Genomic DNA, 24,437 nt, shown 5'->3' on the forward strand with positions numbered 1-24,437 from the left:
GCTTACTTATGATATAAGTTGAGGGGGGAGCATGAATAAAAACTTCTAAAAAGCAGCGAATATACTTCTTATGAATGCTCTAAATGAAAGGGTTGTTGCAACATTGGGAGTTATGGGATGATAGAGCTATAGCTTTTATTAAGTAATTAAGTAAAGGTTAAACGTGTCTCATCGATTTTTATACCGTTCGTGAGAGGATTTTCGTAAGTACTTTCCAGATACACCGTTGTGAAATAGACTTAGAAACATTAAAATAAAACAAGAATATCAATAAGAAAAACATACTATTTTGGGATGCTCTGTTTTTGTGTGAAGGATGTGAACTTATATGTAAAAATGAGAAAAACAAAAAGCAAAGCTTCATCTTCATCATTAAAAGATATTGACATATTTAAAAGTCGTAAAACCGAATGAAAGGGAAGGGGCAGAAGAAAATTGTTTGTCTTTAAGGCTTTCTAACTCAATGAGTCTGTCTTTCTGTTATCAGAGATAATCCAAACGATATATATAACAACCTACTCTCTATTTGGTATAGAAATGTTATAAGCAGAAAAAAATAGTTTTAAAATATGCTGTTTCACAAGATTTGAATATTGACTAATAAGCAACAGTAAAAGGATGAGCTATTTGTTTCACTCTTCTCTTATATTTGTAATCTCTATGATATTGTCGTTTATGTTGAGAAGAAATGAACTATTTGTATGACATGTTGATTTATAATGATAATTCATCATTTTGTATTTAGAATAAAAGACCCGAATAGCGCAGGGTTTTCTTATTTTGAATTTATTGATACTGAATCAATTAAAATTACTTGCTTATACATCATAAGAAGGCTGGTATGTGGGTACTATTTAAAAAGGAATAAAAACACTTCTTATGAATGCTTTCAAATGCTATTTGGGAAGTTAAGGCATATTATTTCCGTCGACCAGAAAGCAGGTCGGTTTTTATATCTATTTTCCCAGTGAGTCTTGCTTTGTAGACACCATAATTTTCCATGACACGCATCACGTAATTACGTGTTTCTGTATAAGGAATACGTTCAATCCAATCAATGACGTTATCGAGAGATTGTCCTCGAGGATCGCCATAACGTTTTATCCATTCATTGACTCGACGGGGACCCGCATTATAGCCAATAAGAGTTAGTATATAGGATCCATTAAAACGTTCTAATTGTTCATTGAGAAAATGGGCACCTAATGTTGCATTATAATGAGCATCACTGCTAAATTTTTTAGGAGACCATGCGATTGAGTATTTTTTTGCCAGTGCTTTTGCTGTTGTAGGAAGCAATTGGAGTATACCTTGTGCACCTGCTTTTGATATGGCTGTTGGATTAAATTCGCTTTCTTGGCGTGCAATGGCATAGATAAGCGATTTTTCTTCTACAGAAATATTAGCAGAAGCTGGTATAGCTCCCAGAGGATGAGAGAGTGCACCAACATTTTTTCCCTGAAAAGCAGCCATTTTTCCAATTTTGAGGCTGGTATAATAGTCTCCATTTTTTTCTGCCATAACAGCCAGAAGAGCTAATTCACCGGGGCTTTCTATTCTTTTTCCGAGCTCTCTATAAAAAATTTTAGCAAAATCAGCATAGCCGGCTGCTTCAAGACGTTGAATTGCTTTGATCGCTTTTCGTGCACTAAAATGTTGTCGCTCAGCGGTTGTTGGTTTGGGAAAGAAAACTTTAAGCTTTTGTTGGTTGAGTCGTGCAGCGGCTAATTGACCATAGTAAGTTGCACCAAAATGAGCTGCACGATGAAAGTATTGCTGGGCATTTTGATGTTCTTTTAGCGTTTCTGCTGTTCGTCCCATCCAGTAATATCCACGTGATGCATAAAAAGGTAAAGAAGAGAGTTGAGGAATACGTGAAAAATGCTGCATTGCTAATTTAGGGTTATGAAGAAACCGTAGTGCATACCATCCTGCATGAAACTCAGCATCGACGGCTAATGCAGATGTTATACCAGTGTGCGTTGCAACGAGTTGATAAGCAATTTTTGGTTTGTTTAAATCGAGCATTTCACGAGAAAGGGCGCGTTGTTCTTTCCACAATGAATGAGGGTTCATAAGGCGAAATGCATCGTTTGATGTTTTCATCATGAGTGCTGCGGCTGCATCATATTGCTCTGTTCGTCGAAGATGGCGTATTCGAGCAAACTGAAAAAGAGGATCTTTTTGCCATGATCTCTCTACAGCTTTTAATTTTTGTGTAGCTCTAGGATCATTTTTTTCAACGGCCACAAAAGCATTAAAAAGAGATTGAGCATGGGCTAATTTTGCAACGCGTGCTGCTGAATCAAAACGATGTGCATACAGCATAAACTGCATGCGTTTCAAATGATCAATAGGTTTTAATGCAGCGCTTGCATTTTTAAGAACAAATACTTCTTCTTTTGCATTGAGTTGTGTTTTATGCCACCATGGTGCAATAATGTGTTGAGCACGAGTGGTTTGTCTGGTTTCGATAAGTGCTTTAGCGAAGAGAGCCATCCCTTGTGCTGTTTGGGGCGGGTGATGAGAAAATTTTTGGATGATTGCGCGTGTAACGTTGGTTTCGTTAAGAAAAGCACGTTCAGCATTGCGTTGCATCGTTTCTATACCTGGCCATCCTTTTAGCATGTTGATTGCATTAAATATTTCAGAACTTGGTATATTCGCTTGGTTTGATACCCCCAGCGCCCATGTCAAAATATGACGATCAAGGCTATGTTTTTCCATTGAATTACGAAGATTTATTGTTTTTGCAATATTGTTGTTTGCTAGTGCATCTAGCCCAGCTTTCAGTTGCTGAAGTGTAGCAGTATTGTGTGATGTCGTGTGTATCTGTTGAAGAGAGTCTTGAGCTTCTTTTGTGGTAAAGGGAGTAGGGCGAACCAAAGGGATTGGCGCTTTCCCTTGCAAAAGGGGTGTTTGCGCGTATGCACTTGAAAATAAAATTCTTATTGCCAGTATAAGTGCAGTAAAGGTTGATACGAAAAGAGAGGTGGAGAATACACGCATAGAGAAAAGACCTTGAGACCTTGCTTTTTGTAAAAACTTAAGGATTTATAGAACACAAGCGTGAAAAACGCGTTAATATAGACGGCTTATTTTAAAGAACTGTTCAACATTTAAGGAGGGGCATTTTCATCTTATGAGGGCTTTTTTTGAAATTCATCTTGCTTCAATGATAGAGCAAGATTATGCTCTATTTAAAATTTATAAAAGGCGATTATAAAAAAATAAAAGCAAACATTATAGGGAGTTTATCATGCTCAAGGGAGCTATAACTGCGCTTATCACACCGTTTGATAACAAGGGCGCAATTGATGAGAAGGCGTTTTGTGATTTTGTTGAATGGCAGATCACACAAGGGATTAACGGTGTAAGCCCTGTTGGGACAACAGGTGAATCAGCAACGTTAAGTCATGAAGAACATAAGCGGATTATAGAATTGTGTGTTGAGCAGGTTGCAAAGCGTGTTCCTGTTGTTGCTGGAGCGGGATCAAATAGCACAAGCGAGGCTGTAGAGCTTGCACAATACGCGCAAAAAGCTGGTGCAGATGCAGTTTTGGTTGTCACTCCCTATTATAATAAACCAAATCAATCTGGTTTATACAAGCATTTTTCTTCCATTGCCAAAGCTGTTTCTATTCCGATTATAATTTATAATATTCCTGGTCGTTCTATTATCGATATGGCTGTAGAAACGATGAAAGACCTTTATCAAGATTTTAACAATATCATTGGTGTTAAGGATGCAACGAGCAGAATTGAGCGCGTTAGTGAACAAAGTGAAAAGTGTGGAAAAGATTTTGTGCAGCTTTCCGGTGATGATTGTACGGCGTTAGGTTTTAATGCACATGGAGGTATGGGGTGTATTTCAGTTTCCTCCAATGTTGCTCCGAAGCTTTGTGCAGAACTTCAAGCAGCTTGTTTTCGTGGTGATTATAAAACAGCACGAGAATTAAATGATCGCTTGATGCCTCTTAATCGTGCTGTGTTTATTGAACCTAGTCCAGCAGGTATTAAATATGCTGCTGCAAAATTAGGATTTTGTGGTGATACTGTGCGTTCTCCTATTGTTCCATTAACAGAAAGAACAAAGAAGATTATTGATGCAGCCCTCAGTCATGCTGGTCTTTTAAAAGCATAAAATGATATTGACAAAGCCATGAATAAAAAAAAGAACGCGCCCGTACGGAAAATAATTGCTGACAATCGTAAAGCACGTTTTAATTTTGAAATCCTTAATAATCTCGAGGCTGGTCTTGTCCTTCAGGGAGCGGAAGTGAAGTCCTTACGTTCTAATCATGCCAATATTGCTGAAAGCTATGCGAGTTTTGAGAATGGGGAATTATGGTTAGTAAACAGCTATATTCCTGAATATACGCAGGCTAATCGTTTTAATCATGAACCACGACGTTTGCGCAAATTATTACTTTCAAAACGTGAGATGGCACGTTTTTTTAATGCAACGTCTCGTGAAGGAATGACACTTGTTCCTCTCAAACTTTATTTTAATGAACGAGGGCGCGTTAAGTTGGAGATCGCTCTAGCGCGGGGGAAAAAGCTTCATGATAAGCGCGAAACGGAAAAAAAACGTGATTGGGGACGTGAAAAAGCAAGACTTTTAAAAAGATATGGATGATGGATGCAATTTCGATATTCTTTATTTATAGCACTTTTTAAAACAGTTTTAGCATTGATCTAAGTATGTTTTTGCTGCTTGAAAGATTTGGTGAAACATGGCGTCTGTCAAGCGCCCAGTATTTGTATTATAACGAGAACAGTGATAGCTCGAAAAGATGCGTAATCTGCCGATGTTATTGATTTCACCATGTCCAAAAGGGTGAGATAAAACTTTTGCATTAAGGGCACGTATCGTTGAATGGTGCGCAATGGTGCCTAAGGTAATAACGGCTTTAAGTTTGGGAAGATTTGTTAAAAGAGGTGAAAAGAAATAGCGGCACGTGTTAATTTCTGCACCGGTGGGTTTATTTTCTGGTGGAACGCAACGAACAGAGTTAACGATTGCTGCATCAATAAGTTCAAGAGTATCGTCTGCTCTTTCTTCAAAGGTTCCTTGGGCAAAACCAAACTTTTTTAAAGTTGAATAAAGTAAGTGCCCAGCATAATCACCAGTAAATGGACGTCCAGTTCGATTTGCTCCGCGCAATCCAGGAGCAAGCCCAACAATAAGAAGGCGTGTTGTGTCTGGCCCTTTATGAGGAAAGAATGGGCGCACCGGTGCGTTATACCAACTTGGTTCTTTTACACGCCAGCCAGCGATAAATTGATGAAGCCTAGGACATAAATTGCAATTTTGGGGTGGTTCTGGGCAAAGTGATGTTAATTGGCTATTCATGGTGTTAGGCATCAATCGTTTTTCTATTTTTTTGAGTCTTTTATAGCGTATATGACGGGTTATGTTTTGATAAACAATCTATAATGAATATAAATAAACTTTTTTAGAAGAAAGTTTAATATAAACTTATTGCTAATTATTGTGTAAGAGGTCATCTTTCAGTAATTTATTCGATGAATAAGAGTGCAATACACATGATGTTCAAAGAAAAAAAAGTTTTCTCTTTAGATAAAGATATTATCATAAAAAGTATGCGTAAGGCTGCCGTTATTGCAAAGGATTTTAAATAGCTGGCATTCCTTTTAAAAGGATGAATACTCCAGACAAATATTTTGTCAAGAAAGACCGTCCTTTGTTTGAAGTCAATCTATTGGAATGCTTTTAAGAGAAACTTTGATAACGAGCATGAATAGGTTATACATTTTTATAAATTTTCCAAGAATTTTCTTAAATAAGTTCTTTAATCAAAAAATATAAAAGTTTGTGTTGTTTTTCTTGTGTTTTATTTTGATTATTGTATATACTCCCTTATCCGCTATTAAATTTTTTTATTTGAGAAAGAGGCATAAATGGCCCGCGTAACGGTAGAAGATTGTATTGATAAAGTTGACAACCGCTTTGAGTTGGTACTTTTAGCAGGTCATCGGGCGCGTCAGATTTCACAAGGAGCCCAGATTACGGTTGATCGCGATAATGATAAAAATCCAGTTGTTGCTTTGCGTGAAATAGCAGAAGAAACATTGTCGCCTGCTGATTTAAAGGAAGACCTTATTCATTCGCTGCAAAAGCATGTGGAAGTAGATGAGCCAGAAATGGCAAGTGAATTTATTACCCATTCAGGTGAAGCTGAAAGTGTTTTTAATACGTCATCGCAAGAAGAAGGTACTTCATTTGATCATATGTCAGAAGAAGAGCTTTTAGCGGGTATTGAAGGTTTGGTTGTTCCAGAAAAAAGTGACGATTATTAATTGCAGCAATTTATGTTACAGGAGTAAAGATACTTTGTCATGTGAGGAGCAATTATTTTTCGTGTCTTTTATTAATAGGACGTGTTCAATAAAGATTAGGGGTGTGAAAAGATAAAGGATATGCTCGTATGATGCGTCAGTGTGAGCTTGTTGGACGTGTTCAACGTTACAAGTCTGACGTAGATGAGGCTCTTTTAAACAGGGCCTATGATTATGCAATGAAAAAGCATGCGCATCAAAAGCGTGCGTCAGGTGATCTTTATTTTTCTCATCCTTTAGAAGTTGCTGCTATTTTGACAGATATGCGGTTGGACGAGGCAACGATTGCTGTTGCTCTTTTGCATGATACAATTGAAGATACAAGCGCTACACGAGCAGAAATTGATCAGCTTTTTGGTTCTGAAATTGGGAAGTTGGTTGAAGGGCTTACAAAGCTTAATAAGCTTGATCTTGTATCAAAGAAAGCCGTACAGGCAGAAAATCTTCGTAAACTTCTTATTGCTATTTCTGATGATGTTCGTGTTCTTTTAGTCAAACTTGCTGACCGTCTTCATAATATGCGTACCCTTGGTGTTATGCGTGATGATAAACGTCGGCGAATTGCTGAAGAGACGATGGATATCTATGCGCCACTTGCAGGCCGTATGGGTATGCAGGATATGCGTGAGGAATTAGAGGATCTCTCTTTCTTTTATTTAAATCCAGAAGGTTATCGTACGATTACCAATCGACTTTCTGAATTATTGAAACACAACCGTGATTTGCTTTCCACAATTGAAAATGAATTGACAAAACTTTTTTTGGAGCATGGCATTAAAGCAGATGTTAAAAGCCGTCAGAAAAAATCTTATTCAGTCTTTCGCAAAATGGAAAGTAAAGCATTATCTTTTGAACAATTATCGGATATTTTTGGATTTCGTGTGATTGTTGAGTCCGTGAATGATTGTTATCGTGCTCTTGGTGTCATTCATACGACATGGCCAATGGTTCCTGGTCGTTTCAAAGATTATATCTCTATACCAAAGCAAAATGATTATCGTTCTATTCATACAACAATTGTTGGCCCTTCAAGACAACGTGTTGAGTTGCAAATTAGAACGGCTGCTATGGATGAAGTTGCTGAATATGGGGTTGCTGCTCATTCCATATATAAAGAGCGCGGTTCCAATTATTCGACTGTGAAGTTATCAAGTGAAACGAATGCCTATGCATGGTTGCGTCAAACGATACAATCTTTGTCTGATGGAGATAATCCAGAAGAGTTTTTAGAACATACAAAACTTGAGCTTTTTCAAGACCAAGTTTTTTGTTTTACGCCGAAAGGTCGATTAATTGCTTTTCCTAAAGGAGCTACGCCTATTGATTTTGCTTATGCCGTCCATACAGACATCGGTGATTCTTGTGTGGGTGTAAAAATCAATGGTCGTATTATGCCTTTAATGACCAAATTAAAAAATGGTGATGAGGTTGATATTATTCGCTCACACGCTCAAATTCCGCCAGCAGCATGGGAATTTCTTGTTGTCACAGGTAAAGCACGTTCAGCTATTCGACGAGCAAGTCGTGCTGCGGTACGTAAACAATATTCGGGTTTAGGATATCGTATTCTCGAGCGTTCATTTGAATATATGGGAAAGCAATTTTCAAAAGACCTTTTGAAGAAAGTTTTGCCACGTTTAGCACGTAAAGATGTAGAGGATGTATTGGCTGCTGTTGGGCGTGGAGAGCTGTTTTCCGCTGATGTGATTAAAGCGGTTTATCCTGATTATCAAGATCACCGTGTGGTACAAAAGTCATCTTTTAGGCCTGGGGAAGAAGGTTGGTTTAATATTGAAAATGCTCAAGGTATGATTTTTAAAGTTCCAGAAAATGAAAAGAATGCAAAGGTCGAGAATCATCAATCTAAAGCATTGCCTATTAGAGGAACCCATGGAGATATACCCGTACGTTTTTCACCGGAAGGAGCAGTACCTGGAGATCGGATTGTTGGTATTATGCAGCCAGGAGCTGGGATCGTTATTTATCCAATACAGTCTTCAGCTTTGATGGCGTATGATGATCAGCCAGAACGATGGATTGATGTTCGCTGGGATATTGATGCCCAAATGAATGAACGTTTTCCTGCACGGATGAATATTTTGGTTGTAAATAGTCCTGGTTCTTTGGCTGAAATTACACAAATAATTTCTGCTAACGATGCCAATATCCAAAATTTATCTTTTATCCGTACAGCACCAGATTTTACAGAAATTATGATTGATTTGGAAGTGTGGGATTTAAAACATTTGAATCGTATTTTTTCTCAATTAAAAAAGGCAGGTTCAGTAAGTACAGTACGGCGGGTTCATGGATAAAAAGAAAGATTTAGCAATGAATACACAAGATGTCATTGATATTTTTAAACAAGCAGATGCTATTCTAGAAGGGCATTTTATTTTAACATCGGGGCGCCATAGTGCGACTTATATGCAAAAAGCGAAAGTATTCATGCATGCTGACTTGACAGAAAAGTTATGTCGTGGATTGGCTGAAAAAATCAAAAAATCTATCGAGGAAAAAATTGATTATGTTGTTGGGCCCGCAATTGGCGGTCTTATTCCTTCCTATGAAACTTCACGTCACCTTGGTGTTCCTTCTCTTTGGGTAGAGCGTGTAAATGGCATCTTTGAATTGCGTCGTTTTGAAATCAAGAAGGGTGCACGGGTTGTTATTGTTGAAGATATTGTGACAACGGGTCTTTCCATTCGTGAGACTGTTGAAGCGCTTGTTGCAGCAGGAGCAGAGGTATTGGCCAGTGCATGTATTCTTGATCGTTCTGGTGGTAAGGTCAATGTTGGAGTTCCATTGATTGCGCTTGCTGAATACGAGATAACCTCTTATGCTAGTGATGCTCTTCCTGCAGAGCTTTCTGTTCTTCCAGCGATTAAACCAGGCAGTCGAAATATTTAATTGTCTTTCTATTTTTTTTTTGTGCAAAAGCTTAAAAAGATTAATTTGGATGATATAGGTTATTTCATTATCAAAAGATGTATATTGAGAGTCATATGCTTTTTCGTCGTCGAGAACCAATAGATTTTGTAACGCGTATTCGACTTTGGTTATGGCCACGTCGTTCATTTTCTCGCTCATTTTGCTACATATATAAACGTATTTTGCGTATATCAGCAACACCGCATGAAGTAGCATTAGGGGTTGCTGTTGGCATTTTTTTAGCTTGTTCCCCTTTCTTTGGGCTGCATATTATTTTGGCAATATTTTTTTCTTGGCTTTTGCGTGCAAACTTTGCTGCCGCAATCATTGGGACGATTTTTTCTAATCCACTCACATTTTTATTGATTATCATGGCTGATTATAAAGTAGGGTACTTTTGTTTATCACTTTTTAGCGATGTCAAAGAGATTTCTCTTTCGCAAATTCGTGCTCTATTTAATGGTTTGACATTGTCAAATCTCTCTCTCCTCTTTAAAGGCGCATGGGACACAATTATGAGTCCTATGATTTTAGGTGGAACTCTTTTAGGTATTGTTTTTGGTGGTTTATCTTATATAGGTGTTTACAGAGCAACGGTTCGTTTTAAACAAAAGCGATATCAAAAGATTATAAAAAAAAGGCGTTTAAAGAAGCGTTCATCGCCTGTATTAAAACAGAAATAAATTTTGAGAAAGATCGGGTTAATATCTTATGATTATTGGTCTTGGAAATGATCTGGTTGATATACGACGTATTGAGAAAATGTTGGTTCGTTATGGTGAGCGTTTTATCCAACGTATTTTTACGGATATTGAAAAAAATAGATCTGAAAATCTCAAAAAAAGCTCCTCTTCCTATGCAAAAAGATTTGCTGCTAAAGAAGCATGTGCTAAAGCCTTAGGAACGGGAATCGCTTGTGGTATCAATTGGAAAGACATGGGGGTAGTTAATTTGCCATCTGGTAAACCAATAATGCAATTAACAAATCGTGCGCAAATGCAACTTCAAAAGTTATTACCTCCTCATCATGATGCAGTTATTCATCTTAGCATAACAGATGATTTTCCTTGGGCACAGGCATTTATTATTATCGAAGCACTTCCACGTGGATAGATGGCGTGAGAGATTGTGCTTTTGTTATTTGAATATTATGATGAAAAAAAATTATATCTGTGATGAGAAGGCAGTTGGTGATGATCCAAAAAGATAAAGTGCATAAAAAAGAAAAAAAAGGTGGGATTCGTGAATTTATTTCTGTTTTAGTACAGGCTCTGCTTTTAGCAGCGTTTATTCGGACACTTTTTTTCCAGCCGTTTAGTATTCCTTCCGGTTCAATGCGTCCTACTTTGTTGGTGGGAGATTATCTGTTTGTTTCTAAGTATGCATATGGGTATTCTCATTTTTCCATCCCCTTTTCTCCCCCTCTTTTTTCTGGACGGATTTGGGCATCTCAACCTCAACGTGGAGATGTGGTCGTTTTTCGCTTACCAAGTAATCCGAAGATTGATTATATAAAACGCGTTGTTGGGCTACCAGGTGATCGTATACAAGTCCGTCAAAGTGTTCTTTATATTAATGATGAGGCTGTTTCACGTCACTTTATGGGGGAGATTAATAATTCTGATATAACAGAGGTTAACTATCCTGTTGAGGTTTATCGCGAGACAATGCCTAACGGTGTCAGTTATGATACACTTGATTTAGCTTTCATCCCGAAAGTTGATGATACAAAAGTTTTTGAAGTTCCTCAAGGACATTACTTTATGATGGGAGATAACCGCGACAATTCAGATGATAGTCGTTTAGATGTAGGCTATGTTCCAGAAGAAAATCTTATTGGTCGCGCGAGCGTGATTTTCTTTTCTATCAGTAACGGTTCAAGTGCTTGGCAGATTTGGCGCTGGCCATTTGATGTGCGTTGGAAACGTTTGTTTTCTTTCATAAATACGGTTCATGATTTGCCGCTTATCAAGCAAGGAAACAACGATGAAACGTCTCATGATTGATCAGCTTTTCAAGCTGACGGGGCATCGTTTTAAAGATGAAGAGCGGTTAACGAAGGCATTAACACATTCGAGTGTACAAGATTCGGAACAGGGAAATTATGAACGACTAGAGTTTTTAGGGGATCGGGTTTTAGGGCTTTTGATTGCGGAAATGCTGTATCAACTTTTTCCTCAGGCAAGTGAAGGTGAATTATCAGTCCGTTTGAATCATCTTGTCAATGCGCAGACATGTGCTGATATTGCGCGTGAAATGAGGCTTCCTGATATGATCCGTGTTGGTTTTGAGATGAAAAATTTCGAGGGGCGTCGACTTATCAATATGCATGCAGATGTCGTGGAAGCTTTGATTGCCGTGATATATCTCGATGGAGGATTGGAAAGTGTTCGCCCTTTTATTCAAAAATATTGGCAAAGTCGGGCAAAGAAAATGGATGCTGGTCGACGTGATGCCAAGACAGAATTACAAGAATGGGCGCATATCCAAGGCAATGCACAACCACATTATCAGGTTATCAAACGTTCAGGTCCCGATCACGATCCTGTTTTTATGGTAGAGGTCAGTATTTCTGGGTTTGCTTCAGAGATTGGGCAGGGAAGCTCCAAAAGATATGCCGAAAGAATGGCAGCTGAAAAAATTTTGCGACGAGAGGGTGTATGGAAAACAGTGGGAAAAAATGATCATGAGTGACGTTATGAAAACGCGTTCTGGATTTGTTGTGCTTATTGGGATGCCTAATGCCGGTAAATCGACACTGGTTAATCAATTGGTTGGAACAAAGGTTTCAATTGTAACGCATAAGGTACAAACAACACGAACTTTAATCCGCGGTATTGTCATTCATGATGATGTGCAAATTGTGTTGGTCGATACACCGGGTGTTTTTCGTCCCCATAAGCGCTTAGAACGAGCCATGGTCTCTGCTGCTTGGGGAGGGGCTAAGAGCGCTGATGTTCTACTCGTTTTAATCGACGCTCAAAATGGTCTTTCGGATGAAGTTGATATGATGTTAGATATTGTAAACAATCTGAAACAAGAAAAAGTTCTTGTTCTTAATAAGGTTGATACAGTTGTTAAATCATCTCTTCTAGCGTTAACCACTAAAATAAATGAACGTGTAAAGTTTGCGCAAACATTTATGATTTCTGCTCTAAACGGTTCTGGTTGCAAGGATTTACTGCATGCGTTGAGTAATATGATGCAGGAGGGGCCGTGGTATTATCCGGAAGATCAAATTTCTGATATGCCCATGCGTCATCTTGCTGCTGAAATTACGCGTGAAAAACTTTTTCTTCGTCTTCATGATGAACTTCCTTATTCCTCAACGGTTGAAACAGAAAGCTGGGAAGAGCGTTCAGATGGTTCCGTTAAAATTAATCAAGTTATTTATGTCGAGCGTGAGAGTCAGAAAAAAATTGTCTTAGGAGCAAAAGGCGATACAATTAAAGCGATTGGACAAGCAGCACGTAAAGAACTCATGGAAATTATGGATCAAAAGGTTCATCTTTTTCTCTTTGTGAAAGTGCGCGATAATTGGGATACCGATCCAGAACGTTATCGCGAAATGGGATTGGATTTTTTAAAATAAGATTTTAAAAAAATAATTAAAGTAAAATGAAGTGGAAAGAACAAGCCGTTATTCTTGGTACACGCCAATATGGTGAAACAAGTGTTATTCTTGAGATTATGACACGTGAACATGGTCGTTATATGGGGGTGGTAAAAGGGGGGCGGTCGCGTCGTATGGCAGCTCTTCTTCAACCTGGAAATTTTGTGGAGGCTGAATGGTGGGCTCGTTTAGACGAACATTTGGGACTTTTTCGGCTTGAAGCTCTTGATTTACATGCGGCACGATTAATCTGTCTACCAGAAGCACTTTATGCTTTGCAATTGATAGCTTTTCATTTGCGGCTTCTTCCCGAACGTGATCCGCACCCCATTTTATATGATATTTTACACCTTTTTATGCAGAATTTTGATGAACCATTTGTAAATGCAGAATTGCTTGTACGTTTTGAAATGCGGCTTCTTGAAGAACTTGGTTTTGGTCTTGATTTATCTTGTTGTGCTGCAACAGGTCGTCAGGAAAGGCTTCATTACGTATCACCAAAATCTGGACGGGCTGTCTGTGAAGAAGCAGGGGAACCTTGGAAAAAAAAGCTTCTCATTCTACCACAGTTTCTTGTACAAAGAACGACTCGTCCTGCTGATTTTAGTGACATAATAAATGGTTTTATACTGACGGGTTTTTTTCTTATGCGTCATGTCTGGGAGCCACGAGATATAAAGCAGCCGTCAGTGCGCATGAATATGATACAATTGTTTGAGCGCCAATTTGGTGTGCAGGCATTAATTGGTTGATCTGATGATAATTGAATGGGAAAATGAGAATTTTAAAGACAATTGCTGAAGTCCGCCAATATACTTCAGAGGAACGACGTTTAGGTTTTTCGATTGGTTTTGTTCCAACAATGGGGGCATTGCATGATGGCCATCTTGCATTAGTACAGTATGCAAGAGCAATGTGTGATCGCGTAGTGGTTTCTATTTTTGTCAATCCAAAGCAATTTGGACCTCATGAAGATTTTTCTCAATATCCAAGAGATTTGAAGGGCGATTGTGCTTTGTTAAAAGAAGCAGGTGTTGAATGTGTTTTTGCTCCTTCTGTAGATGAAATGTGGCCACTGGGAAATGATACAATTGTACAAGTGAAAAAATTATCACGTATTTTGATGGGAAAATTACGTCCGGGGCATTTTTGTGGTGTAACAAGCGTTGTTGCTAAACTTTTTAACATTGTCCAACCAGATAAGGCTTTTTTTGGGGAAAAGGATTTTCAACAAATTTTAATTATTCGGCGTATGGTTGAAGATTTGGCTTTTCCTATTGAAATCGTTGGAGTTCCTATTCTACGGGAGTCAGATGGTGTAGCTTGTTCTTCACGCAATCAGCTTTTAACATTAGAAGATCGTAAAGCTGCCAAAATTATTCCTGAAAGTGGAAAAGCTGCTGAAAAGCTTTATCATGAAGGTGAACGGTCGGTTGATAAATTATGCAAAACTGTTCGTGATATTTTACAACAAGAAACGCGTGCAATCATTGAAGCGATAGATTTACGGGATATGGAAACTTTATGCGTGGTTAAAGGAACATTGAATAAACCGGCGGTTTTACTCCTTACTGTCCGCTTTGGTGAGGTAAGGCTGATTGATCAATATATATTGCAAGAGAAGAGTGGAAAATGAGTGTACATAAAACCGTAAAGCGTATAACATCTTCCGAAATACGTGCAAGAAAGGGACAACAGCCAATTGTTTCTTTAACAGCTTATCAAGCTTATACTGCGCGGATTGCTGATCCATATTGCGATATCCTTTTGGTTGGTGATAGCGTTGGGATGGTTGTGTATGGGTTTGAGACAACGCTTCCTGTTAATTTAGATATGATGATTTCACACGGGAAAGCCGTGGTGCGTGGATCTCAAAAAGCTCTTGTTGTTATTGATATGCCTTTTGGTTCTTATGAGGAAAGTCCAGAGCAAGCTTTTTTAAATGCATCGCGCATTCTTGCACAAACGGGGTGTGGTGCAGTTAAGCTTGAAGGGGGCGTTTATATAGCCGAAACAATAGATTTTTTGTGTAAACGTGGCATTCCAGTGATGGGGCATATCGGTCTTACACCCCAAGCAATGAATCGTTTTGGTGGTTTTAAAACACAAGGACGCAAGGAGAATGATTGGCAAAGAATTGAAGCAGATGGAGCAGCGATTGAAGAGGCAGGTGCTTTTGCTGTTGTTTTAGAAGCAATGGTCGAACCTTTAGCGGTGAAACTGACAGATAAGCTTTCTATCCCTACGATCGGTATAGGGGCGTCCAATCAATGTGATGGGCAAGTATTGGTTATGGAAGATATGTTGGGCTATGGTTCTCATGTGCCAAAATTTGTACGCCGTTATGGAGACCTTGAACAAGCCATGGAAACTGCAATAAAGAATTATGCAGAGGATGTCACATCTCGTTCTTTCCCAGCGGATAATGAAGTTTATAAACTAAAATAAACTTCAGTTTAAGATGAAAGGTTTGACAAGAGAACATTTGTTATTTTGATAATGAATGTGCATTTTTAATATATTTTGTATGCAATTTGAACTGTGATTTTTTCCATTTCTTTAATGAAGTCACGCCTCTCATGCAAAACAGAACGCCATTGGGTCGCTAATTCACGTGCTTTTTTAAAGAAAGCTTTCTTAAGGTACCCAATCCTATTTCGCGACGGCGTTCGTGAATAGTATAGTGGTAAGTCCCTTATGAAGTGTATAAAATTTATAGAGCACTCCCGTCTTTACGCTTCATAAGAGAGCAAGCCGGCATCATCACGCACTTTGCCAATTTTCAATGTTGCGACAGCGCTTAGCACTTGAGATGGTTCATAAGAAGCATTTTAATTCTTTCTTTAAAAAGTTTTATCTACACGCCAGCTCCACTTGTGGTGTGCAAGAGAATGATTTTGATTGATTCAATATAAACAGATTTGAAATGAGTGAAGCTTACGATATTAGGAGCTCTCATTCAAAATGAAAAAACAATGAATTATTATTATAAGTCAGTGTGATGATTCTGTAATGACAAGGAATCAACAATGCGAAGAGTCTATAATCTTTGGGCATCCAAGTCATTAAAGCGCGTTAAAAATGCGTTTTCAATGTGTTGTGTAGAATAGGGGGATAAATTAAGATCATCGGGTAGAATATTATTGGGAGAGCCAAAATAGCGAAGGGCTTCTTCTGTATTAAATCCAGCAAGCGTAATCGCTTCATAATAGGCAGCAATACGGTCGGCTTGTTTAATTTTTTTTAAAAGTTTTTGAGAAAGATCAACGGGAAGAGAAAAGCGCATGTGGATAGCATCTTGGATGCGTTTTTCAACGCGTTCATATTGTTTTCCTATGACAGCTTTAAAAGGGGAAATCATATCGCCGATGACATATTCTGGAGCATCATGAAGAAGGGCATAAAGACATTCGTTGCTTCCCGATTGTGGAAAAAGTTTTTGAAATATTTGTTCAACCAAAAGTGAATGTTGTGCAACAGAATAGGCATGCTCTCCTCGTGTTTGACCGTTCCAACGTGCCACGCGAGAAAGTCCATGGGCAATATCTTCAATTTCAACATCAAAAGGAGAAGGGTTGAGAAGATCAAGTCGCCTTCCAGAGAGCATTCTTTGCCAAGCGCGGGCTTCTCCATTTTTTAATAATTCAGCTTTAGCCATGAGTGTTTTCTATAGTATTTTCAGGAAAGGTAAAATTCATATTTTCAGCAATGCTTATAATGACAGGAATGTTTTTTACAGTAAAGGGGATGTTATGATCCATAGCATCTTTGACGTGGTCAATACGCATTAAAGCAAGAGCCTCATTTTCTACACATGTTCCCAAGTAGCCAATTACTTTTGTTTCTGCTTCAATGCTAGATTGAGGGGTTAATTCACACTGGCCTTTTACAATAAAAATACGGCGACGTGCTGCACGGCGGTGGTGCATTCGTGAAACAATTTCTTGTCCAATATAACATCCTTTATTGAATGCAAGTCCATTGATTTGATCGTAATTAATATCATGAGGAAAGACTTTGCCAACTTCATAGTCTTGACCACTTTCCGCAATTGCATAACGGATACGCAATCGATTCCATGTGTCATGATATTCTGAAGTTAAAAAAGGTTTTTTGCTATAGATTCGTATTATTTTTTCTTGTTGTGGGAAGCGTTTATCAACAAAACTTGAATCAAAATTTAAAGAATCTGATTCATTATTCAAAGAAACTGTAACAAGCTCTTGGAATGGTTGTGTAATTTCTACTTTTTTGCGCAGCTTATAGAGCAACAGACGCTTATGGAGCGTATCAGCTAAAGGCATCCTGATATCAATCAGGTAACCATCTTCTTTTTTTCCGATAAGAAAATCAGCAAGAACCTTTCCTTGTGGGGATAAAAGGGCTCCAGGGAAAAGTTCCTGTGGACTGATTTTTTTTACATCTGTCGTGATCAGGGATTGTAGAAAATCTGTTGCTTCTTCGCCTGTAATTTGAATAAGCCCGCGGTTTTTTAAGCAAATGGCATTTTGTTTTTTAATCATGGTTCTTGCCTTTCTGCTCAAAGTTACATAATCGATAAGTGAGCAATATGTAAGGAGCGTGGTTATGTTTAAAACATTTGATACAATTTTTAAAGGTGCAACACTTGTGAATCATGATGGAAGAAGCAAGCGTGATATTGGTATTACAAATGGTCGTATTGCTGAAATAGGCGATCTTACATGTGCATCGGCTAGTGAGGTCATTGATTGTACGGGGCTTCATATTTTACCAGGAATTATTGATAGCCAAGTGCATTTTCGTGAACCAGGAAATGAATATAAGGAGGATTTGGAAAGTGGCTCGTATTCTGCTGTGTTAGGGGGGGTTACGGCAGTTTTTGAAATGCCTAATACCAGTCCATTAACAACATCAGAAGAAACATTAAGCGATAAGGTTCAACGCGCATTTCATCGAATGCATTGTGATTTTGCATTTTGGGTTGGAGGAACGCGTGAAAATGCTCATGAATTGTCTGAATTAGAAAGACTTCCTGGTGCGGCTGGAATTAAAGTCTTTATGGGGTCCTCTACCGGTGATCTTTTGGTTGATGATGATGAAAGTGTACGCCTTATTTTGAAGAATACACGCCGTCGTGCGGCTTTTCATTCTGAAGATGAGGCGAGGCTCAAAGAGCGTAAAATATTGCGTATTGAAGGTGATGCATCGTCACATCCGATTTGGCGTGATGAAGTTGCGGCATTAAAATGTACGCAGCGTTTGGTAAAAATTGCTCATGAGATGAAGGCTCGCATTCATGTGTTACATCTTTCGACAGAAGAAGAAATTGATTTTCTAAAAAAACATAAGGATGTTGCAACAATTGAAGTGACACAACATCATTTGACACTCACGGCTGATGATTATAAGAAGTTTGGTACATTAATTCAGATGAATCCGCCTATTCGTGAATTGCGCCACCGTGAAGCTCTTTGGTACGGTGTTCAACAAGGAATAATTGATGTCTTAGGCTCAGATCATGCGCCTCATACTCTTGAAGAAAAACTTCAACCTTATCCCTCTTCACCTTCAGGTATGACAGGCGTGCAAACAACAGCAGCAATTATGTTGACACATGTGAATGCAGGAAAAATATCTCTTGAACGTTTTGTTGATCTCACTTCACATGGCCCTAGTCGTATTTTTGGTATAAGCTGTAAAGGGCGCATTGCTGTTGGGTTTGATGCTGATTTAACCATTGTTGATCTTAAGAGAGAAGAAATTATTACGAATAGCTTAATTGGTTCTCGCGCCGGTTGGACACCTTATGATGGTCAAAAAGTTAAAGGTTGGCCTGTTGGGACTATTATCCGTGGTATGCGCGTTATGTGGGAAGGTGAAATTGTCACACCTTCACAAGGAGAGCCTGTTAAATTTATGGAAACTTTGGTGTAAACAGATTAAAATTATAAGTATGCCGTAAAATACCATCCTTTAGAGTGGTGATATAGGGTATGTCAGCCTCTTTGATACATAAGTGTTTTTTTAATGCGTGGTGAATATTCTTAGGCTTGTTTGTAGAAACTATGCAGCAAGTTACATGCGTTAGAAGCCAAGAGGAACCTTGTTCAACAAGAACCTAGATTATTTACAGAGCAAATTTAGTTAAAAATCTTCGTCCTTTGAGGTGTGGGGAGGAAGCCAAAGAGCGATTTTGTATGGGGAAAAAGGCGCTCATACGAATAAAAGCGTATCGAGACATTATTCTTTAAACGTCTCTCTATTTTCAGAGCTGGTTTATTACTCCCCGCATTTGTGAAAGGAGTATCATTGATACCGCTAAAATTGAGAGAGATACTTTTTGTATAGATTAATTATTTATAATACATGAGGAGGTTTTCAGATAAAATTCTTCCTTCCTCAATGTATCTTTGATTGGCTTCAATGGCTTCTTGTGTACAATGATGATAATTTTCTGAGAAAGCACGATACGCTTCATTAAACGCTTCATAAAAATAAGCACGTCTTTGTGGAATGGGGTGTTCTGCTTCAATCAGTGCATTCATATAGTCATACCATTGGTTTGTTGGAGGCTCGCAAAGATTTTGGAGAGAATGCAATGATCCCAAAATTTCTGCTAGTCGGAGTAATTTTTTTTCATAAGGTGGAGATTGTTGTGCAAAGGTTGGCATTGAAATGACAAGAAATATTAAAATAATGATGTTCATCAATCTATTACGCATTATTTTTATTGCTTTCTTTGAATAAAACTCTGTAAAGATAAAATAATTTTGTCATGAGAACGGTGTAAAAAATAGAGTTGATTGCTACATTATTCTCAATTATTGATTATAAAATATAGGGCGTAAGAGATAGTAAGGAACCCATTGTGGAATATTGAAAATACTGATGAAGCTTTGTGTAGTTTAAAATTTAAGATTTTCTTTCTGCAAACTATCTATTTTTCACATAGATTTATATTGTATTACCTATAGAATTTTTTCTAAGCTCGTTTTCTTTAAGGAGGGAAAGCATTTCTAATGATAGAACGCTTTTGTCCAATCAAATAAAATAGATTATTTTTATGATAAATGATGGATACAGCCGTGAATACAATGGGAAAATGGTAAGAAGAATTTACTATAAGATAAAAGTTTTTAGCCTAAACAGCGTAATACAATAATTTGAGATAAGATACATCTAAAAGGATCGGTGCATAATATCGTTCATGGAGTCAATAAATGAAAGAGTTGCGATTTTATAATACGCTGACACGTAAAAAAGAAAATTTTACACCAATAGATGCGACAAGAGTACGTCTTTATGTTTGTGGTCCGACAGTTTATGATTATGCGCATATAGGAAATGCACGCCCTGTCATTGTTTTTGATATTTTATTTCGTTTATTGCGTCATGTTTATGGTAATGAGCATGTTCTATATGCACGTAATATTACAGATGTTGATGATAAAATTAATGCACGAGCAGCTTGCGAATATCCAAACTTGTCATTGAATGATGCTATTCGTCAATTAACAGAACGTACATATTCTCAGTTTCAGCAAGATACAATAGCACTTGGTTGTCTTTTGCCAACCAGCCAGCCGCGCGCAACCGAGCATTTAGAGGAAATGCGCTCTTTAATTGAAAGATTGCTTGAAAAGGGGCACGCTTATAAAGCGGAAAATCATATATTGTTTTCTGTAAGTAGCATAAAAAATCCTCCCCATTATGGGGCATTTGCAAATCGTTCTTTAGATGAAATGAGGGCGGGGGCGCGTATCGATGTTGCTGCTTATAAAAGGGAAGAGATGGATTTTGTTTTATGGAAGCCTTCTGTGGAAGGAGAACCAGGTTGGGAATCACCGGGCGGAATTCCTGTTTTAGGTCGTCCAGGTTGGCATATTGAATGTTCTGCAATGTCAATGGCAAAGTTATTAGCGCCCTATGGCGGTGGTTTAACCTGTGATGATCCGACCGCCAATGTTTTTGATATCCATGGTGGTGGAATTGATTTAATTTTTCCTCATCATGAAAATGAGATTGCACAAAGTTGTTCAGCTTTTGGGACGGAGCGAATGGCTAATTTTTGGCTGCATAATGGTTTTTTACAAGTTGAAGGCAAAAAGATGTCGAAAAGCTTTGGCAATTTCATAACTATTCGTTCTGTTTTAGAGAATAATTTTTTGGAGTTTAATGGTATTTTAACCGATGAAATGAAGCAAAATTGGGCTGGTTTGTCTGCGCGTTTTTCGATGTTGCAAACGCATTATCGTGAACCACTAAATTGGACAGCGCAGCGTTTAATACAATCGAGCAGCGAACTGTATCGTTGGTATGAATGGCTTCGCAGCAAAAAGAGTGAGATGAAAAACAATGAAGCAATTGATGATACTTTGATAGATGCACTTAGTGATGATCTTAATACTCCAAAAGCACTGACTCTTTTGCGAAAATTTTATAAGGAAGGAAATGCTTTGGCTCTTGTAAATGGAATGAATTTATTAGGACTGTTAAGACAAGAATGGATTAAAGAAATAGATTGCCCATTATTTATAAGAAAAACTTTCCTTGATACAAAATTTATTGATCAGCGCATTGCCGAAAGACTAAGACTTATCCATAATAAAGAGTGGGAAGCTGCGGATACAATTCGTGATGAGCTTGCAGCCGAGGGGGTTCTTTTAAAAGACAGTAAGGATCCGCAGAGTGGTGAGCGCATAACTGTGTGGGAAATAAAGCGACACTAATGTCTCTATTCCAGCAGCTCCATAAAAAAGGAGAATATGATGGAATTTTTATATCATTATGGATATATCGCGCTTAAGCTGGCTGTAGGTCTTGTTGCCTTCTTATTTATTTTAAGAACGACGGGGCGGGGGAGTCTTAGTCAAATGACACCAGTTGATTTGGTCAGTAATTTTGTCATGGGAGGTATTATTGGAGGCGTTATTTATAATCAGAATATTAGTAGCATTCAATTATTGCTTGTTTTACTCATCTGGCAAACCTTGATTACATCTTTTAATTTTATTGCACGTTATTCAGTTTTTTTTCGTCGTCTTATTGCAGGGCGGAATGTCACATTAGTTTTAGATGGAGTTTTCCAAATGGATAAGATTAAGAACTTAGGGATCAATATTAATGATCTCATTACGATGTTACGTCTTAAAGGGTGTCACTTACATGAAGCTGCTTTTGTTCGTTTGGAAACCAATGGTGATTGCACTGTCATTAAAAAGGAAGAGGGAAAGAAATCGACGATTTTAATAGAAAATGGTGAAGTTATTGATGATGGACTTAAAGAGATTGGTAAAACAAAAAAGTGGCTTCAGGCAGAATTGAAAAAAAAACATGTAAAAGTTGAAAGTTTATTCGCAGCAGAGTGGTATGAAAATACAGATCAAAATAATAAATTGTATAGTGGATTATTTCTTGTTCCTTTTTCAAAAACAGTCTAACTTCAAAAAACGGGTAGGTATAGCTTATTGGAAGTATAATAAAGAGATAAATCTATAAATAACCACAGAGGGTATTTTGCCTGTTTGTGCGGATGATAGAGAAGTAAGGACTTTATGAAACGCAATGAAATGACAAAAACTGTATCATCAGATACAGGGAAGACTCTGCACACACTTTACAATTTATGGCCCTATATGTGGCCGGTAGGTCGGCGTGATCTAAAAATGCGTGTGCTATGGGCAATATTTTATCTTGTTTTGGCTAAGCTCGTTCTCATATCTGTACCGTATTTATTTAAATATTCTACGAATGTGCTTGATTCAAGCTTTCAGCTACCTGAATGGTTCCCATCCAGTTGGATTATTCCCATCATGCTCGTTTTGGCATACAATGTCGCGCGTATTATGCAGGCTGGATTAAATCAATTACGCGATTCCCTGTTTGCCACTGTTGGTCAATACGCTGTTCGTCAATTAGCTTATAAAACCTTTGTACATATGCATGAGTTATCCTTGCGATTTCATTTGGAACGCCGAACAGGTGGGCTTTCTCGTGTGATTGAGCGTGGAACAAAAGGAATTGAAGCGATTGTAAGATTTTCAATTCTTAGTACAGTACCGACAGTTTTAGAATTTATATTAACGGCACTGGTATTTTACATAAGTTATGGGTGGTATTATCTTCTCATCGTTGTTGCAACGGTTGGATTATATATCTTATTTACCATTAAGGCGAGTGATTGGCGTATTCGCATTCGACAAAAAATGAATACAGCGGATACTGAGGCGAATACTCGCGCTGTTGATTCTCTTTTGAATTTTGAAACGGTCAAATATTTTGGTAACGAAACTCTAGAAGCCGATCGATTTGATGCTTCTATGGTAGGTTATGAAAAAGCCGCAACGAAGATTTGGACATCGTTAAGCTGGCTTAATTTTGGTCAGACTCTTATCTTTGGTATTGGAATGACGATCATGATGCTGATGTCAGCTTATGAAGTTTTTTATAAGACACAAACTTTAGGAGATTTTGTTTTTATTAATGCGCTTTTAATGCAACTTTCTATTCCACTAAATTTTATTGGGTCAATGTATCGTGATATTCGACAAGGTTTAACGGATATTGAAGCAATGTTTGATCTTTTAGATGTTCAGAAGGAGATCGTTGATAAATCGGATGCTAAACCGTTAGAGATAAGCGATGGGACCATTTGTTTTCATCAGGTAAAGTTTTCCTACGATTCGAGACGTCAGATTCTCAGAGATATTGATTTTAAAGTTCCGGGAGGAAAAACAGTCGCCATTGTTGGTCCATCTGGTGCCGGTAAATCCACTATTTCTCGGTTGCTTTTTCGGTTTTATGATGTTGATGCGGGCTCTATCACAATTGACGGGCAGGATATTCGTGACGTAACACAAAAGAGTTTGCGTGAAGCGATTGGCATGGTCCCACAAGATACGGTGTTATTTAATGATACAATTGCCTATAATATTTGCTATGGGCGTCCAAGTGCTACAGATGAAGAGATGCGCAAAGCTGCTGAAATGGCACAAATATCAAAATTTATTGAAATTTTACCGGAAGGTTTTCAGTCTATGGTAGGAGAGCGAGGTCTCAAATTATCAGGTGGTGAAAAACAACGCGTGGCTATTGCCCGGACACTTTTAAAAGCTCCCCCACTTCTTATTCTAGATGAAGCAACGGCGGCTCTTGATACGGCGACGGAACAGGAAATTCAACAAGCATTAGATATTGTAAGCCGTGGACGTACAACATTGATTATTGCTCACCGTCTTTCTACTGTTATCAATGCTGATGAAATTTTAGTTCTTAAAAGTGGTCGTATTATTGAAAATGGGACGCATACAGAGCTTTTACGCAAGAAAGGTCTCTATGCTTCAATGTGGAATAAGCAGCTTGAAGCAACGAAAGCTGAAGAAAAGTTACGTAAAATGCGTGAAGAAGATGAGATGAGTGTTGTTAATCGTAAAAAATAAATAGAGCAAAATGTAATCTATATCTTTATATGGAGTGATTGATTAAATACATAAAAAGACACAAGAGGAACAAAAAGATTTGTTGCTTGTTTAAGTTTACGATGAATAGG

22 protein-coding genes and 1 pseudogene are annotated in these 24,437 nt (G+C 38.0%); 17 read left to right on the forward strand and 6 right to left on the reverse strand.

Annotated features, from left to right (window positions below; translation table 11 throughout):
- Positions 1-918: 918 nt before the first annotated feature.
- Entirely contained in the window at positions 919-3,009 is a 2,091-nt protein-coding gene (locus tag ACFILL_RS01855) for a lytic transglycosylase domain-containing protein (protein WP_375643104.1), read from the reverse strand.
- Positions 3,010-3,259: 250 nt separating this feature from the next.
- Here ACFILL_RS01855 and dapA point away from each other — a divergent pair, with 250 nt between their 5' ends.
- Positions 3,260-4,144, forward strand: coding sequence for a 4-hydroxy-tetrahydrodipicolinate synthase (gene dapA / locus ACFILL_RS01860; protein WP_273791105.1), 885 nt, complete (start codon positions 3,260-3,262; stop codon positions 4,142-4,144).
- Between the two features lie 18 nt (positions 4,145-4,162).
- Complete coding sequence (smpB, locus tag ACFILL_RS01865; protein WP_012231306.1) at positions 4,163-4,639, forward strand: SsrA-binding protein SmpB; 477 nt, start codon at positions 4,163-4,165, stop codon at positions 4,637-4,639.
- Positions 4,640-4,687: 48 nt separating this feature from the next.
- On the opposite strand, the gene ACFILL_RS01870 is transcribed toward smpB, so the two are convergent.
- On the reverse strand, positions 4,688-5,356 hold the full coding sequence (locus ACFILL_RS01870) for a uracil-DNA glycosylase (RefSeq protein WP_273791121.1): 669 nt from the start codon (positions 5,354-5,356) through the stop codon (positions 4,688-4,690).
- Positions 5,357-5,925: 569 nt separating this feature from the next.
- Here ACFILL_RS01870 and rpoZ point away from each other — a divergent pair.
- From rpoZ to panB, 11 genes are all read left to right on the forward strand, one after another.
- Positions 5,926-6,324 carry a DNA-directed RNA polymerase subunit omega gene (gene rpoZ / locus ACFILL_RS01875; protein ID WP_273791104.1) on the forward strand — a complete coding sequence of 133 codons (399 nt, stop codon included), beginning with the start codon at positions 5,926-5,928 and terminating at the stop codon, positions 6,322-6,324.
- 128 nt (positions 6,325-6,452) lie between these two features.
- A complete protein-coding gene (locus ACFILL_RS01880; RefSeq protein WP_273791103.1) occupies positions 6,453-8,678 on the forward strand; it encodes a bifunctional (p)ppGpp synthetase/guanosine-3',5'-bis(diphosphate) 3'-pyrophosphohydrolase in 2,226 nt (741 codons plus the stop codon).
- 16 nt (positions 8,679-8,694) lie between these two features.
- Complete coding sequence (gene pyrE, locus ACFILL_RS01885) at positions 8,695-9,273, forward strand: orotate phosphoribosyltransferase (protein WP_273791120.1); 579 nt, start codon at positions 8,695-8,697, stop codon at positions 9,271-9,273.
- Positions 9,274-9,368: 95 nt separating this feature from the next.
- A complete protein-coding gene (locus ACFILL_RS01890) occupies positions 9,369-9,977 on the forward strand; it encodes a DUF2062 domain-containing protein (protein ID WP_375630786.1) in 609 nt (202 codons plus the stop codon).
- A 28-nt stretch (positions 9,978-10,005) separates the two neighbouring features.
- The gene (gene acpS / locus ACFILL_RS01895) at positions 10,006-10,407 is read left to right on the forward strand and encodes a holo-ACP synthase (protein ID WP_273791101.1); all 402 of its coding nucleotides are present in this window, start codon (positions 10,006-10,008) and stop codon (positions 10,405-10,407) included.
- 80 nt (positions 10,408-10,487) lie between these two features.
- Positions 10,488-11,300: a signal peptidase I gene (gene lepB, locus ACFILL_RS01900; protein WP_273791100.1), complete on the forward strand. Its 813-nt coding sequence runs from the start codon at positions 10,488-10,490 to the stop codon at positions 11,298-11,300.
- Positions 11,281-11,988: a ribonuclease III gene (rnc, locus tag ACFILL_RS01905; protein ID WP_273791099.1), complete on the forward strand. Its 708-nt coding sequence runs from the start codon at positions 11,281-11,283 to the stop codon at positions 11,986-11,988. The genes lepB and rnc overlap by 20 nt, the downstream gene beginning before the upstream one ends.
- A complete protein-coding gene (gene era, locus ACFILL_RS01910) occupies positions 11,981-12,886 on the forward strand; it encodes a GTPase Era (protein WP_273791098.1) in 906 nt (301 codons plus the stop codon). The genes rnc and era overlap by 8 nt, the downstream gene beginning before the upstream one ends.
- Before the next feature lie 26 nt (positions 12,887-12,912).
- The gene (gene recO / locus ACFILL_RS01915; RefSeq protein WP_273791097.1) at positions 12,913-13,659 is read left to right on the forward strand and encodes a DNA repair protein RecO; all 747 of its coding nucleotides are present in this window, start codon (positions 12,913-12,915) and stop codon (positions 13,657-13,659) included.
- Between the two features lie 23 nt (positions 13,660-13,682).
- On the forward strand, positions 13,683-14,543 hold the full coding sequence (panC, locus tag ACFILL_RS01920) for a pantoate--beta-alanine ligase (RefSeq protein WP_375611217.1): 861 nt from the start codon (positions 13,683-13,685) through the stop codon (positions 14,541-14,543).
- A complete protein-coding gene (gene panB / locus ACFILL_RS01925; protein ID WP_273791095.1) occupies positions 14,540-15,355 on the forward strand; it encodes a 3-methyl-2-oxobutanoate hydroxymethyltransferase in 816 nt (271 codons plus the stop codon). Before panC ends, panB begins: the two co-directional genes overlap by 4 nt.
- A gap of 98 nt (positions 15,356-15,453) precedes the next feature.
- Here the strand turns inward: panB and ACFILL_RS01930 are convergent.
- From ACFILL_RS01930 to ACFILL_RS01940, 3 genes and pseudogenes are all read right to left on the reverse strand, one after another.
- A pseudogene (locus ACFILL_RS01930) lies at positions 15,454-15,596 on the reverse strand (integrase); the annotation flags it as partial.
- A gap of 351 nt (positions 15,597-15,947) precedes the next feature.
- Positions 15,948-16,565 (reverse strand): YfbR-like 5'-deoxynucleotidase, encoded by a 618-nt coding sequence (locus ACFILL_RS01935; protein ID WP_375630780.1) that lies wholly within the window; start codon positions 16,563-16,565, stop codon positions 15,948-15,950.
- Positions 16,558-17,430 (reverse strand): YgfZ/GcvT domain-containing protein, encoded by an 873-nt coding sequence (locus ACFILL_RS01940; protein WP_375643102.1) that lies wholly within the window; start codon positions 17,428-17,430, stop codon positions 16,558-16,560. The genes ACFILL_RS01935 and ACFILL_RS01940 overlap by 8 nt, the downstream gene beginning before the upstream one ends.
- Before the next feature lie 64 nt (positions 17,431-17,494).
- On the opposite strand from ACFILL_RS01940, the gene ACFILL_RS01945 reads away from it, so the two are divergent.
- Positions 17,495-18,823, forward strand: coding sequence for a dihydroorotase (locus ACFILL_RS01945; protein WP_375643101.1), 1,329 nt, complete (start codon positions 17,495-17,497; stop codon positions 18,821-18,823).
- Positions 18,824-19,242: 419 nt separating this feature from the next.
- Here ACFILL_RS01945 and ACFILL_RS01950 read toward each other — a convergent pair whose 3' ends face one another.
- Positions 19,243-19,611, reverse strand: coding sequence for a TIGR02301 family protein (locus ACFILL_RS01950; RefSeq protein WP_273791091.1), 369 nt, complete (start codon positions 19,609-19,611; stop codon positions 19,243-19,245).
- A gap of 498 nt (positions 19,612-20,109) precedes the next feature.
- On the opposite strand from ACFILL_RS01950, the gene cysS reads away from it, so the two are divergent.
- From cysS to ACFILL_RS01965, 3 genes are all read left to right on the forward strand, one after another.
- The gene (cysS, locus tag ACFILL_RS01955; RefSeq protein WP_375643100.1) at positions 20,110-21,618 is read left to right on the forward strand and encodes a cysteine--tRNA ligase; all 1,509 of its coding nucleotides are present in this window, start codon (positions 20,110-20,112) and stop codon (positions 21,616-21,618) included.
- A 39-nt stretch (positions 21,619-21,657) separates the two neighbouring features.
- Positions 21,658-22,329, forward strand: coding sequence for a DUF421 domain-containing protein (locus ACFILL_RS01960; protein WP_375613046.1), 672 nt, complete (start codon positions 21,658-21,660; stop codon positions 22,327-22,329).
- Between the two features lie 114 nt (positions 22,330-22,443).
- On the forward strand, positions 22,444-24,327 hold the full coding sequence (locus ACFILL_RS01965) for an ABCB family ABC transporter ATP-binding protein/permease (RefSeq protein WP_375643099.1): 1,884 nt from the start codon (positions 22,444-22,446) through the stop codon (positions 24,325-24,327).
- The last annotated feature ends 110 nt before the right edge of the window (positions 24,328-24,437 follow it).

It is taken from the genome of Bartonella sp. AP20NXHL, assembly GCF_042196165.1.
Taxonomy (GTDB): domain Bacteria; phylum Pseudomonadota; class Alphaproteobacteria; order Rhizobiales; family Rhizobiaceae; genus Bartonella.